This is a genomic window from Leisingera sp. ABM4_101 (genome assembly GCF_056158725.1).
In genome coordinates this window covers 1,555,701-1,568,409 of sequence record NZ_JBSWTV010000002.1, presented here as the reverse complement: position 1 = coordinate 1,568,409, position 12,709 = coordinate 1,555,701, and the positions used below count along the sequence as shown (strand labels likewise).

11 protein-coding genes are annotated in these 12,709 nt (G+C 63.1%); 9 read left to right on the top strand and 2 right to left on the bottom strand.

Going from position 1 to position 12,709, the window contains the following annotated elements:
• Nucleotides 1-37 precede the first annotated feature (37 nt).
• The 9 genes from ACXAEK_RS08660 (at nucleotide 38) to ACXAEK_RS08620 (ending at nucleotide 8,677) form a co-directional block, all read left to right on the top strand.
• Nucleotides 38-1,234 carry an endonuclease/exonuclease/phosphatase family protein gene (locus ACXAEK_RS08660; protein WP_475041216.1) on the top strand — a complete coding sequence of 399 codons (1,197 nt, stop codon included), beginning with the start codon at nucleotides 38-40 and terminating at the stop codon, nucleotides 1,232-1,234.
• A gap of 133 nt (nucleotides 1,235-1,367) precedes the next feature.
• Nucleotides 1,368-2,159, top strand: a complete 792-nt coding sequence (gene pcaD, locus ACXAEK_RS08655) for a 3-oxoadipate enol-lactonase (RefSeq protein ID WP_475041215.1) — start codon at nucleotides 1,368-1,370, stop codon at nucleotides 2,157-2,159.
• Nucleotides 2,152-2,862: an alpha/beta fold hydrolase gene (locus ACXAEK_RS08650; RefSeq protein ID WP_475041213.1), complete on the top strand. Its 711-nt coding sequence runs from the start codon at nucleotides 2,152-2,154 to the stop codon at nucleotides 2,860-2,862. Before pcaD ends, ACXAEK_RS08650 begins: the two co-directional genes overlap by 8 nt.
• The gene (locus tag ACXAEK_RS08645) at nucleotides 2,862-4,199 is read left to right on the top strand and encodes a lyase family protein (RefSeq protein ID WP_475041212.1); all 1,338 of its coding nucleotides are present in this window, start codon (nucleotides 2,862-2,864) and stop codon (nucleotides 4,197-4,199) included. The genes ACXAEK_RS08650 and ACXAEK_RS08645 overlap by 1 nt, the downstream gene beginning before the upstream one ends.
• Nucleotides 4,200-4,307: 108 nt before the next feature.
• Nucleotides 4,308-5,471, top strand: a complete 1,164-nt coding sequence (locus ACXAEK_RS08640; protein ID WP_475045227.1) for a TCR/Tet family MFS transporter — start codon at nucleotides 4,308-4,310, stop codon at nucleotides 5,469-5,471.
• A gap of 80 nt (nucleotides 5,472-5,551) precedes the next feature.
• Complete coding sequence (locus ACXAEK_RS08635; RefSeq protein ID WP_475041210.1) at nucleotides 5,552-6,640, top strand: Zn-dependent alcohol dehydrogenase; 1,089 nt, start codon at nucleotides 5,552-5,554, stop codon at nucleotides 6,638-6,640.
• A gap of 24 nt (nucleotides 6,641-6,664) precedes the next feature.
• The gene (locus ACXAEK_RS08630; RefSeq protein WP_475041209.1) at nucleotides 6,665-7,033 is read left to right on the top strand and encodes a hypothetical protein; all 369 of its coding nucleotides are present in this window, start codon (nucleotides 6,665-6,667) and stop codon (nucleotides 7,031-7,033) included.
• A 3-nt stretch (nucleotides 7,034-7,036) separates the two neighbouring features.
• Nucleotides 7,037-8,269, top strand: coding sequence for a mandelate racemase/muconate lactonizing enzyme family protein (locus tag ACXAEK_RS08625; protein WP_475041207.1), 1,233 nt, complete (start codon nucleotides 7,037-7,039; stop codon nucleotides 8,267-8,269).
• A gap of 123 nt (nucleotides 8,270-8,392) precedes the next feature.
• On the top strand, nucleotides 8,393-8,677 hold the full coding sequence (locus tag ACXAEK_RS08620) for an ArsR/SmtB family transcription factor (RefSeq protein ID WP_475045225.1): 285 nt from the start codon (nucleotides 8,393-8,395) through the stop codon (nucleotides 8,675-8,677).
• Between the two features lie 88 nt (nucleotides 8,678-8,765).
• Here the strand turns inward: ACXAEK_RS08620 and ACXAEK_RS08615 are convergent, their stop codons facing one another.
• Together ACXAEK_RS08615 and ACXAEK_RS08610 are read right to left on the bottom strand one after the other, a co-directional pair.
• Complete coding sequence (locus tag ACXAEK_RS08615) at nucleotides 8,766-9,614, bottom strand: fumarylacetoacetate hydrolase family protein (RefSeq protein WP_475041206.1); 849 nt, start codon at nucleotides 9,612-9,614, stop codon at nucleotides 8,766-8,768.
• A gap of 28 nt (nucleotides 9,615-9,642) precedes the next feature.
• Nucleotides 9,643-12,600 (bottom strand): ABC transporter transmembrane domain-containing protein, encoded by a 2,958-nt coding sequence (locus ACXAEK_RS08610; protein WP_475045223.1) that lies wholly within the window; start codon nucleotides 12,598-12,600, stop codon nucleotides 9,643-9,645.
• Between the last annotated feature and the right edge of the window lie 109 nt (nucleotides 12,601-12,709).

The following is a 12,709-nucleotide window of genomic DNA, read 5'->3' as shown; positions in this document are numbered from 1 at the left end:
CGTGTGATTGTCCGCGCGGCAGCCAAGGGGGCACGTCATGACACGTTTCACCATCGCCTCGTTCAACGTCAAAAACCTGATCGGCCCGGAGCGGGAATACTACCGCTTTCAAAGCTACACGCCGGAGGAATACGCTTGGAAGGCCGATTGGATGGCCGACCAGCTGCTGACGCTGAATGCGGATATCGTCGGGTTCCAGGAGATCTTCGAGGAGGCGCCGCTGCGCCAGGTGATCGCCGAGGCCGACCGGCGCGGGGCAGAAGCCAATGCCGCCAGCATACCCGATCCCTCCAAACGCTATCACCGCAAGGCGATTTTCCGGAAACTGGCCTATGGTTCCTATGCCGAGGCAGAGCTGGCCTTTGCCCCGAACCTCAATGACGCTGGCGAACCGGGCAGGCGGCGGCCCGGGCTGGCGGTGCTGTCGCGCTTTGGATTTGCGGGCGATCCGGAGGTCATCCAGGATCTGGCGCAGCCGCTGGACATTCCGATGGCCTGCCTGGGCGAGGAAGATGATGCCGGGTTTTATACCCTGCGCAGGCTGTCACGGCCGATCCTCAAGGTGCGGGTGCCTGCTGGAGATCAGGTGATCAGCGTTTTCAACTGCCATCTTAAGTCGAAACTGGGTGAATACATCAAACCTCAAGGCGCCCCCTACCCGCCCGAGACCGTGCTGACGGCCTATGATGCGGCGGGCCGGGCTATGGGTGCGCTGCGGGCAGCGCTCAGGCGGATGGGCGAGGCCTGGGTGCTGCGGCGCGCAGTGCTGGACGAGCTGGAACAGGGGCGTCCGGTGATGGTGCTGGGGGATTTCAACGACGGCGAACATGCGGTCAGCAGCGAGATCATCTCAGGCGAAGTGCCGTTCAGGAACTATGCTTGGATGCTGCGCCATGACGCGCAGCACGGCGGCGACCGCTACAGCGAGGCGGAGGACGCGCAGATCCGCGAGGCGATCGACCGGGTGCGGCTGCGCTCTGCCGAAAAGATGTTCCTGAAAAAATCCCTGCGCGATGTGGTCTACACCACCGCCTTTGGCGGCGTGCACGAGAGCATCGACCAGATCTATATGTCGCGCCATTTCGACCCTGCCTGGCGCGGCGCAGTCGGCGAGATGCTGTACTACAGCGTCTTCAACGACCACCTGACCGACGGCAGCCACCCGGAGGCGCCTTATAACAAACTGGCCTCCGATCACGGGCAGATCATGGCCCATATGGAACTGCGGATCTGAGGGCCGCCGGAAAATGCAATTTTTCCGGCCAATTTTCTTTCTCAAGAAAATTCCCGCGCTTGCAGCAAGCGGCTGGTTTACCTCTCTGCCCCGGCGCAGGTAGACTGCAGCGGAACCGAAATAGAGGCATTCCATGCAGATTGCAGACCTGGGCGATGTCCAGCTTCACTACCGTGACGAGGGGGATCCGGAAGGCGCTCCCATTGTCTTTGCCAATTCGCTGGGCACCGACCTGAGGGTCTGGGATGCCGTGGTGGAAAGGCTGCCCGCAGGCCTGCGGACCATCCGTTACGACAAACGCGGGCATGGGCTGTCCTCCTGCCCGCCGGCGCCCTATTCGATGGGGGCGCTGGTGCGGGATGCGGAGCGGCTGCTGGACCATCTAGAGGTGCGTGACTGCATGTTCGTGGGCCTGTCGGTCGGCGGCATGGTCGCGCAAGGCTTGGCAGTGAAGCGGCTGGATCAGGTGCGGGCGCTGGTGCTGTCGAACACCGCTGCCAAGATCGGCACCGCCGGGATGTGGAAAGAGCGTGTAAGAACCGTCCAAAGCGACGGCATCGAAGCGCTGGCCGAAGCGGTGATGGAGCGCTGGTTTGCCCGCGGTTTCCGGGCTTCTCCGGAACTGCAGCTGTGGCGCAACATGCTGGTCCAGCAATCGCGCGACGGCTATGCCGGCTGCTGCGCTGCCATTGCGGGGACTGATTTCTATACCCCAACCAGCGGGCTGCGCCTGCCCTGCCTTGGAATTGCCGGGTCCGAGGACGGCTCCACCCCGCCCGACCTGGTGCGCGAAACGGTAGACCTGATCCCCGGCAGCCAGTTCCATCTGATCCGGCGCGCGGGCCATATTCCCTGTGTCGAGCAGCCGGATGAATACGCTGAGCGCTTGACGGCCTTCCTGAAAGAGACCGGGCATATTGGCTGACTTCCTTCTCGTTCACGGTTCTTGCCACGGCCCCTGGTGCTGGCGCGATGTGGTTCCAGCGCTGGAGGCCTGCGGGCACTGGGCTCGCACGATCACCCTGCCTGGGCATGCGGACGGGCGCGACCCAGCAGGCGTTACGCTGGCAGAAACGGCAGAGACAGTCGCCGCGGCCTCTTCACCAGAAACCCTGATCGTCGGGCATTCCTGGGGCGGGTTTCCCATTTCAGCGGCGGCAGTGGCGCACCCGGAACGCCTGCGCGGACTGATCTACCTGTGTGCTTATCTGCCGGTCAACGGCATGTCCCTGATTGATATGCGCAAGGCCGGTCCGCGGCAGACGCTTGAAGGCGCCACGCAAAAGAATGCGGCGGGCACCGCATACAGTCTGGCACCGGAGACCACGCCGGACCTGTTTTATCACGACTGCCCGGCCGAGGCGGTGCGCTTTGCCATGGGAAACCTCTGCGAGCAGCCGATCCTGCCGCAAAGCACTCCGATCCGCCTAGGCAACCGGTTCGGCACCGTGCGCAAGGCCTATATCCGCTGCACCGCAGACCGGGTCATTCCGCCAGAATATCAGGCAGAAATGGCCGCAGGCCTGCCGCCGGGGCAGTCATTTGATCTGAACACTTCCCACTCGCCCTTCTTTGCCAGCCCTCATGGCTTGGTAGAGCTGCTGGGGCAAATCGCAAAGGACTTCTGATGGCAGGCTCGGTTTTTGACAGCCAGATTTACGGCGGCCTTTTCAATTGCGGCGAAGCCAACCGCCTGTTCTCCGACAGTGCCGAGGTCCGCGCTATGCTGTTGGTGGAGGGAGCACTGGCCAAGGCACAGGGTGAGGCGGGTGTGATCCCGCAGGAAAGCGCCGCAGCAATCGGGCGCGCGGTTGTTGAAATTGCCGTTGATCCGGGTGTTCTGAAGCAGCCCGCTGTGCAGAACGGCGTGCCAGTGCCCGGTCTGCTGGCTGCGTTCCGCGAGGAAATGAAGGCGCCGGAACATGCGCAGTTCGTGCATTGGGGCGCCACCTCGCAGGACATAATGGACAGCGCGCTGATGTTGCGGCTGCGGCAGGTGCTGGCCTTGGTGGAGGCAGACGTGACGGCCGCGGCGATTTCACTGGGCAAACTGGCCAAGGCCCATGCGGAGCTGCCGATGGCGGCACGTACCTATGGCCAGCACGCCACTCCGACCAGTTTCGGGGCGGTGGCGGCAGGCTGGGGTATGCCTTTGCTGACCCTGCTGGATGAACTTCCTGCACTGCGGCAATCCTGCCTGATGATATCACTGTCAGGGGCAGCAGGCACCGCGTCAGCCCTGGGTGCCAAGGCCGCAGAAGTGCGCGCAGCAATGGCGAAGGGTCTGGCGCTGCAGGATCCGGGGCGCAGCTGGCACACCGACCGCACACCGGTTCTGAGGATTGCGGACTGGCTGATGCGGGTGACGCTGGCGTTTGGCAAAATCGGTGAGGACTGCACCGCGCTGGCCGGGACCAGCGTCCAGGAGATCTCGCTGGACGGGGTGGGATCCTCCTCTACCATGCCGCAGAAGCAGAACCCGGTAGCGCCTTCGGTGCTGGCAGCGTTGGCGCGACAGGGCAGCGGCTTGTTTGCCGTGCTGCAAGGCGCCTCGGTACAGCAGCACCAGCGCGACGGCGCAGCCTGGTTCACCGAGTGGATGTGCCTGCCACAGATCGTTCTGGGTGCGGCAAGCGCCGCAAAGACAGGCAAGAAGCTCTGCTCAGGGCTTGCTCCCAATGCGGAAGCAATGGCGGTGGCACTGTCCGGCGGTTTGGACATGATCCACGCCGAAGCGCTGAGCTTTGCCTTGGCTGGGCTGATGCCTAGGCCGGACGCACAGGCAGCGGTCAAGGCGCTGTGCCTGGAGGCGCAGGCCGCGCATACGCCGCTGCGGGAGCTGGCTGCGCGGGACTATCCGGATTTGGATACCGCAGCACTGTTTGATCCGGCACAGCAGATGGGCCGCGCCCCCTGGGAAGCCTTGCAATTTGCCCGCGAGACAGAGGAACTGGATACCAAATAGCCGCCGCTGAGGAGACAAAGCTTGTCCGCGTTGTCCGCAAACCAGGGTGATAAATCCAGGACTGGCCGTTCCAGCCGGCTGTCTCTGATCTTTGTGCTGGCTACGGTCATGATTGATGCCATGGGCATTGGCCTCATCATGCCGGTAATGCCGGGCCTCATCACCGAGGTGCAGGGCGGCTCGCTGGCCCAGGCGGCGGTTAGGGGCGGCGCCTTAAGCACCGTGTTTGCGGTGATGCAGTTCCTGTTCAGCCCGGTGCTGGGCAGCCTTTCCGACGCGGTGGGGCGCAGGCCAGTGCTGCTGGTGTCGCTGTTCGTGATGGCGCTGGATTATCTGGTCATGGCGATGGCCGGTACCATGTGGCTGCTGCTTCTGGGCCGCGTGCTGGGCGGCATCACCGCCGCCACGCATTCGACGGCAGGCGCCTATATCGCCGACATCTCACCGCCCGAAAAGAAAGCCGCGAACTTTGGCCTCTTGGGCGCAGCTTTCGGTGCGGGATTTGTTCTGGGCCCGCTGATGGGCGGGCTGCTGGGAGAGCTGGGCACACGGGCGCCCTTTTTTGCCGCGGCGGTGCTTGTGCTGCTGAATTTCGCCCTTGGCTGGTTTGTGATGGGCGAAACGGTTCGCGAGGAGTACCGGCGTCCGTTCGAGTGGCGCCGCGCCAATCCCTTTGGCGCCTTTCGCGCGGTCGGCCGCATCCCGGGCATCAAGGCGCTGTTGTGGGTCTATTTCCTCTATTCCGTGGCGATCTACGTCTACCCGGCGGTCTGGTCTTACTTCACGCTGGAACGCTTTGGCTGGCAGCCGCAGGTGATCGGCCTGTCGCTGGCAGTTTACGGCATCTCCATGGGTTTGGTGCAGGGCTGGCTGCTGCGGTATACCGTGGTCTGGTTCGGAGAGCGGCGCACGGTGATCTGGGGTCAGGTTTTCGACTTCATCGCCTTTGGCATCCTGGCCTTCATCTCCAAAGGCGTGCTGGCGATGATGCTGATCCCGGTGTCGGCACTGGGAGCCGTGGTGCAGCCCGCACTGCAAGGAATGATGGCGCAGGCGGTGGAGGACAACCAGCAAGGCGAGCTGCAAGGGGTGCTGACCGCCGTCAACGCGCTGGCGATGATCCTGTCGCCTCTGATGATGACGACGGTGTTTGCCCGGTTCACCGCAGAGGGCGCGCCTTTTTACCTGCCTGGCGCGCCGTTCCTGCTGGCACTGCTGCTGATGGGCATCGGCTGCGCGGTGTTTCTGCGCAGCAAATCTTCCGTAGCGTAAAACCGCCCTGCCGCTGCCGCATACCGGCTTGATATGGTCCTTCCTCCGCGCCACGCTGCTGGGAAACGGGGAGAGAGACCATGCAAACCATCAAAGCCGCCGTCTGCCATGAGTTCGGCGCCCCGCTGGTGATCGAGGAGGTGCAGCTGGCCGCTCCCGGCATGGGCGAGGTCGAGGTTACCCTGGACGCGGTTGCCATCTGCCACAGTGACATCTCCTTTGCCGAGGGCGCCTGGGGCGGGCATCTGCCAGCCGTCTACGGGCATGAGGCAGCCGGAGTAATCACTGGCATCGGCGATGGTGTTCTGGGCTTTGCCGAGGGCGATTCCGTCGTGGTCACCCTGATCCGCAGTTGCGGCACCTGCCCCTCCTGCGCGGGCGGCAAGCCCACCATCTGCGAAACACCGCATGACACCGTGCAGGGCCCGCTGAAGACCGCCGATGGCCAGCCGCTGGACCAGGCCATGGCCTGCGGCGCCTTTGCCGAAAAAGTGGTGGTCGACCAGCGCCAGATCGTGAAGATCCCTGCGGACATGGCAATGGATGCCGCGGCCTTGGTCTCCTGCGGGGTGATCACCGGCGTCGGCGCGGTGGTGAATGCAGCGCAATTGCGCGCGGGGCAGGATGTGGTGGTGATCGGCGCCGGCGGCGTTGGCCTCAACGCCATCCAGGGCGCGCGCATCGCCGGCGCCCGCCGCATCGTGGCGGTGGACATGAGCCCGGAGAAACTGCAGATCGCCAAGGAGTTCGGCGCCACCCACGGCGTGCTTGCCACCGAAGCGAAACCCTGGAAGGCGGCCTATAAGGCGCTTGGCGGACGTGGCGCAGATGCGGTGCTGATCACCGTCGGCGCCATCCCCGCCTACGACCAGGCGCCCCGTTACCTCGCCCGCGGTGGCAGGGCGGTGCTGATCGGAATGCCTCACTCGGGCGCCAAGGCCGCTTATGAGCCCGTGGTGCTTGCGGCCGTTGGCCAGGGGCTCATCGGCTCAAAGATGGGTGATGTGGTGATCCAGCGCGATATCCCGTGGATGGTGGACCTCTACAGCCAAGGCCGCCTGAAACTGGACGAGCTGATCTCGGGCCGCTGGCCGCTGGAGCAGATCAACGAGGCGATTGCCGACACCAAGACTGGCAGCGCCAAGCGCAATGTGATTGTGTTCCGCTGACTCTATCCTAGCGGAGCGCAGGACATGCTGAAATTCCTGACCGACTTGTTCAAACCCGAAGCGCCCAAGGCGCAGCCGATCACCTCCGAGACCTCGATGAGCTTTGCCAGCATCGAGGTCGGCCCCTTCCTGACCCGGCTGGCCAATAATCCGCGTTTCGGCTTGCCGGCCAATTTCGCGGCCTCCATTGCCGATGATGTCCCCGGCATGGCACTGGACGAAACCCTCCGCTGGAAGATCGAGGGCGGATTTGACGGGGCGCTGGTTGAACTGGAGATCGAAGCCTTCATGAACGGCGCCGACGCCCCCGACCTCACCTTTTTCAGCAGCCAGGCTGCAATCGAGGAGATTGAGCGCGAACTGACAGCCTTTGCCAGGGCAATTGAGGGGTAAGCCATGAAGCTGCAAGACCTGGACGTGATCGTCACCGCGCCGCCCGCGCCCGGCTGGGGCGGGCGCTATTGGATCCTGGTGAAGGTAACCACTGACACCGGTATCACCGGATGGGGCGAATGCTATGCCTCATCCGTGGGTCCGGAAGCGATGACCCATGTGATCCGCGATGTCTTCGATCGCCATATGGCCGGTGAAAACCCGGAAAACATCGAACTGATGTTCCGCCGGGCCTATTCTTCGGGCTTCACTCAGCGCCCCGACCTGACGGTGATGGGAGCGTTTTCCGGACTGGAGGTCGCCTGCTGGGACATCCTGGGCAAGGACCGCAGCCGCCCGGTGCATGCGCTGATCGGCGGCCGGATGAACGACCGTATCCGCGCCTATACTTACCTTTACCCGCTGCCGCATCAGGACGTCATGGCGTTCTGGACATCACCTGACATGGCTGCCGAGGCGGCACAAAAACGGGTCGAGGAAGGCTACACCGCGCTGAAGTTCGATCCGGCCGGCCCCTACACGATGCGCGGCGGCCATATGCCTGCGATGTCCGACATCTCCCTGTCTGTGGCTTTCTGCAAAGCAATCCGCGAGGCGGTGGGAGACAGGGCCGACCTCCTTTTCGGCACCCATGGCCAGTTCAGCACAGCCGGTGCCATCCGCCTGGGCCAGGCCCTGGAGACCTACTCCCCGCTCTGGTTCGAAGAACCCACTCCGCCCGACAATATCGAGGACATGGCCCGCGTTGCCCGCAACGTGCGCATCCCCGTCGCCACCGGTGAGCGGATGACCACCAAATCCGAGTTCGCCGCCGTGCTGCGTGCGGGCGCCGCCGAGATCCTGCAGCCCGCCCTGGGACGTGCCGGGGGGATCTGGGAGATGAAAAAGGTGGCCGCCATTGCCGAAGTTTTCAATGCGCAGATGGCACCGCATCTTTATGCCGGGCCGGTGGAATGGGCCGCCAATGTCCACCTGGCAGCCTCGATCCCCAATATCCTGCTGCTGGAGACCATTGAGACGCCTTTTCACGACCAGCTGATCAAAGGGGCAATTCGGGTTGAGAACGGTTTTGTCACACCGCCAGAGACACCGGGCTTGGGGATTGAGATCGACGAGGACCTGGCCCGTGCCCATCCCTTCACCGGCAGCGATCTGCATCTCAACATGCAGGAAGCGCCCTGTGACTATGCAAATGGCAATGCTTTTGCCGGTGGCTCTCCGCCGATCATTGAATAAGCCTGCAGCACCGGGGTGACATAGCCTCGAAAATCGAGGCAATATGCGGCAAAAGACCAGCCAGGATGCCGCATTTTGCCCGCCCAAGACGACGACAGTATCAAACCTGCCCCCCCGATCAACATGCAGGAGCGGGCCGCGGCGGCGGCCGCTTTCCTTAAGACGCTGGCCCATGAAGGCCGGCTGATGATCCTGTGCCACCTGGGCGCCGGGGAGAAATCCGTGGGGGAGCTGGAAGCGCTGCTGAACATGCGCCAGGCGGCGGTCAGCCAAATGCTGGCACGGCTGCGGGAAGACAATCTGGTCTCCACCCGGCGGGACGGCAAAACGGTGTTCTATTCGCTGACTGACGGAAATACCGAAGAAATGATCGCCCTGCTTTACAAACAGTTCTGCAGCGGCGGCTGACGTACCGGGCGCTGCGCGCCAGCGTAGCGACGGGCCCACCTGTGCGACTGCATTCCGTGAAGACTGCGAAACAGGCGGGAGCCACCGGTCAGCTGTCCGGACGGACCATCTGCCTCTGCACACCCAGCCCCTTGATCTCCAGCCGCATCACATCACCCGGCTTCAGATAGACCGGCTGCGGTTTGGCCCCCATGCCGACGCCCGGTGGCGTGCCGGTTGCGATCACGTCGCCGGGCTGCAGCGTCATCAGCTGGCTCAAATGCGAGATGATCTGCGCCACGGTGAAAACCATCCGGCTGGTGCTGCCGGTCTGCCTGCGCTCGCCGTTCACATCGCAAGTCAGCCACAAATTCTGCGGATCCGGCACCTCGTCCCGAGTGACCAGCCAGGGTCCGATGGGACCGAACGTGTCGCAGCTTTTGCCCTTGGTCCACTGGCCTGTCAGCTTGGTCTGAAAGTCGCGCTCCGACACATCATTGATCACGCAATAGCCCGCAACATGGTGCAGCGCCTCGTCCTCTGAGACGTATTTGGCTGCCGTGCCGATCACCACGCCCAATTCCACCTCCCAGTCGGCAGCCACAGAGCCGCGCGGCAGCAGCACGTCATCCTCCGCACCGCAGATGGAAGACGGCGCTTTGAGGAACAGGATCGGATGTTCCGGCAGCTCCATGCCCATCTCTTCCGCATGGTCGGTGTAGTTCAGGCCAATGCCCAGAAATTTGCCGGTTTGCCCTACGCATGGCGCCAGGTCAGCCCTGCCCTGCACCAGCGGCAGTGTCTCAGGGTCCAGCGCCGCCAGCCTAGCAAGCCCTTCATTCCCCAGCACGGCCCCGATGATGTCCGGTACATGCGCTGACAGATCCCTGACCTGTCCCGCGCTGTCCAGCAGGCCCGGCCGAACGCCGGTGCCGGCGCGATAGCGCAACAGTTTCATATCGGTGTTCCTTGTTTCGATGTTCCGGTCAATTGGAGACGTAGCCCGCCACCACCTGCAGCAGCTTGAAGGCAGTGGAGGCATCATTTTCCACAACGGCCAGGAATTCCTCCTCGCCGATGCGCAGGCAGCGCAGATCGCTTTCGGCAATCATGCTGAGCGCCCGCGGCTCCTGCCGGATCAGCCCAAGTTCCCCGACTAAACGGCCCGGGCCAACTTTGGCAATCAGCCGGCCGTCCGCCCCGTCCTGCGGCAGGTAAAGCCCGGCCTCGCCTTCCAGAATCATATAGGCGCCGTCGCTGGCCTCATCATCCTTGAGAAAGACCACTTCGCCCGCCTTGGCATCGTACCAGCGGGCACCAAAGGCCAGCAGACGCAGCTGGCGACGGTTGAGGCCGGAAAACAGCTCCGTCTGCTCCAGCGCCCGCAGCTTGCGGGCCAGGTCCTGGCTGGCCGCGCCATCACCTGCCGCCGCGGCTTCCGCCTCATCACTGACCAGGCGGCCCTGGCGCAGCTCATAATAGACGTCAAAAACATCCGGACTCTGGAAGGCAGGCGCCAGGTAGATCAGGGTGGTCTCCGGCAGCAGCTTACGCAGGTTCTTATGCACCGCAACGCGGGTTTCCAGGTCGTAGCTCGCCATCGCGGAATCCAGGATCAGGATATCCGGCCGCTTGATAGTCGCCCGGCAGAAGGCCAGCGGCTCGGCAAAGCTGGCGGCAAGCCCCTGCCCGCCCACCGCAATCGGCATGTCAAAGATCAGTTCCACCACCTGGTCCCGCAAACCCTCGCGCACCATCAGGTCTGAGACCAGCTTACGCACCTCATCGCCCTTGGCACCGGCCGCATCGGAGATCTTACCGAACAGCGCGTTCTCCAGAACGGTCAGGCTGGGTGCAATTGTGTCCTCGTCAAAAGGTGAGAAACCAGCCCCCAGCGACGTCAGCAGGCTTTGCCCGTGGCTGCGGCGGAAACCGAGGATACGGTCCTTCATGTCCTCTTCGAAGGCGGGGCCGATCTGTTCCGCGGAAATGGTGAATGGCACAATCAGCAGCTGCGCCAGTTCCTCTCGGCTGAGCGCCGCTGCGTTCAACGCACCGGGCCGATCCACCAACCCAAGCGCCGCCTCATAGGCCGCCACATCCAGGCCCAGCTTGCGGAACAGCGGGTGGGTGGTGCCGTCCATACCGAAGATTTGCCGCAGCATCTCGACCACATCACGGGTCAGCAACACCAGGCTTTCGTCGAGGCCCAGCTGTTTCAGCTGATCGAGAAAGTCCTTTTGCCCATTCAGCATCTCGCCCGTCATCGCCTGCGGCGAAGCGGCAAACAGCAGGTTTTCTGCAACCGGCAGGGCCGGATTATAGCTCTCCTGCTCCAGGAAATGCACATGCACATCCAGGCCCGCCGCGTGGATCGCCTTGCGCACTGCCGGACGCAGCTTCACCAGTTTCTCCGCCAGATCCGGATGCCCGGGCGCCTCAAAGCGCTGTTCGATGCCGCGGCGGAACAGAGCAGTGTCCGAGCCGATGCCTTCCACCAGTTGCAGCCACCAGCCGCGCAGCTCCACTTCGCTGGAAAAGCCGGCAAGCTTCGGGTCGAGCCAGGGCGCATCAAAGGGATCCGGGCTGTTGCCCGCGCGTTTGGCGATTTCCAGCTGCTGCAGGTCGCGGGCAGCCCCCTGCGGACGCATCCGCATCGGCATCATCACATTGTCGCCGAAAGACCCCTGGAACAGCACCGGGCGCGAGGTGGCATAGCCAATCCGCGCCGCCACCGTGGCCTGATGCAGCTTGCTGAGGTTCTGATCTGCGACTTTGACTGTCCCCGACGTCGGCAGGATTTCCCGCGTCAGCAGCTCTGCCAAGGCTCGGCGGTCTTCCTCCGAAGGGGCGGCGATGCCGATGACTTGCCCTGCAGGGAAAGTTGCGCTCAACTCCTCCAGCACAAGATTGCCGTCTGTGTCGCGCACATTAACGGCATCCAGCACCACGTCGCCAGTCAGGTGCCGCAGCTCTTCCGGCTCTCCACTCAGCAGGTTTTCATCCACCATGCCCTGCGGCGCAAAACGTTCCAGGATCACCTCCCAGCGCAAGGACATGTCCTGGGTCTGGTTGTAATAGGCCAGCAGTTCCTTCCAAGGGGATGCAAGATCTTTGTAAGCTGCCAGCGCCGCCACCAGTGCCCCCAGCGAGACCTTGCCCTGCAGCACCAGGTAGCCGCCGACCGCATAGAAGAAGAACGGCGTCAGCTGGGTAATGAAGTTGTTGAGAAACTTCATAAAGAACTTTTTCTGGTAGATCTCGAAGCGGATGTCATAGAGCCGCCCCAGCCGGGCGGTGATGATCGCCATCCGGTAGCGCCAGCCGCCGTTGATCCGGAGTGTCGAGGCACCCGCCGCGCTTTCACCGATCTCCGTCGCCAGCGACCGTACCTGTTTTATGCGCTTCTTGTTCAAGAGATTGATCTGCCGCTGCAGCATCGGAATCAGCCAGCCCTGCAGAGGAATCAACGCAATCGCTGCCATCCCGAACCAGAAATTCTGCAGGAACAGGAAAAAGAGGATCGTCAGCATCTGACCCGCCTGCAGTACCGGCTGGCTTACCGCATCGCCCATCAGCCCGCCCATCGGCTCGGACTCGGAGGTGACCATGGAAACCAGTTCACCTTGGCTGACCCGCTCGAAATAGGGCTGCGGGAAACGCAGTACCCGGGCGATCAGCTGATAGCGAAAGCGGCGCAGCATCCGCTCGGCCAGCACCCCTTTCATGGTGTTGATCCGCATCTTCAGCAAACCGTGGCACAACACCGACAGCAGGAAAGCACCGCAGAGGATCCATAGAAACGTCAGCTGATCATAACTCTGCCCCAGCACGGTAATGGTGGAGGTTTCCGAGCCGATCGCGTCATTGATGATCCGCTTGGGCAGCTCCAGGGTCAGATAGAGCAGAGGGAACAGGCAGGCGGTAACGACCAGCAGCACCAGCTGGTCGCGTTTCGAATATTTCCAGATGAAACGGAACAGAGAGCGTTCTATGGGAAAGCTCCATTACTGGCGGCTTCGGACATGGCTGCCCTATGGGTAGCGCGGTTTG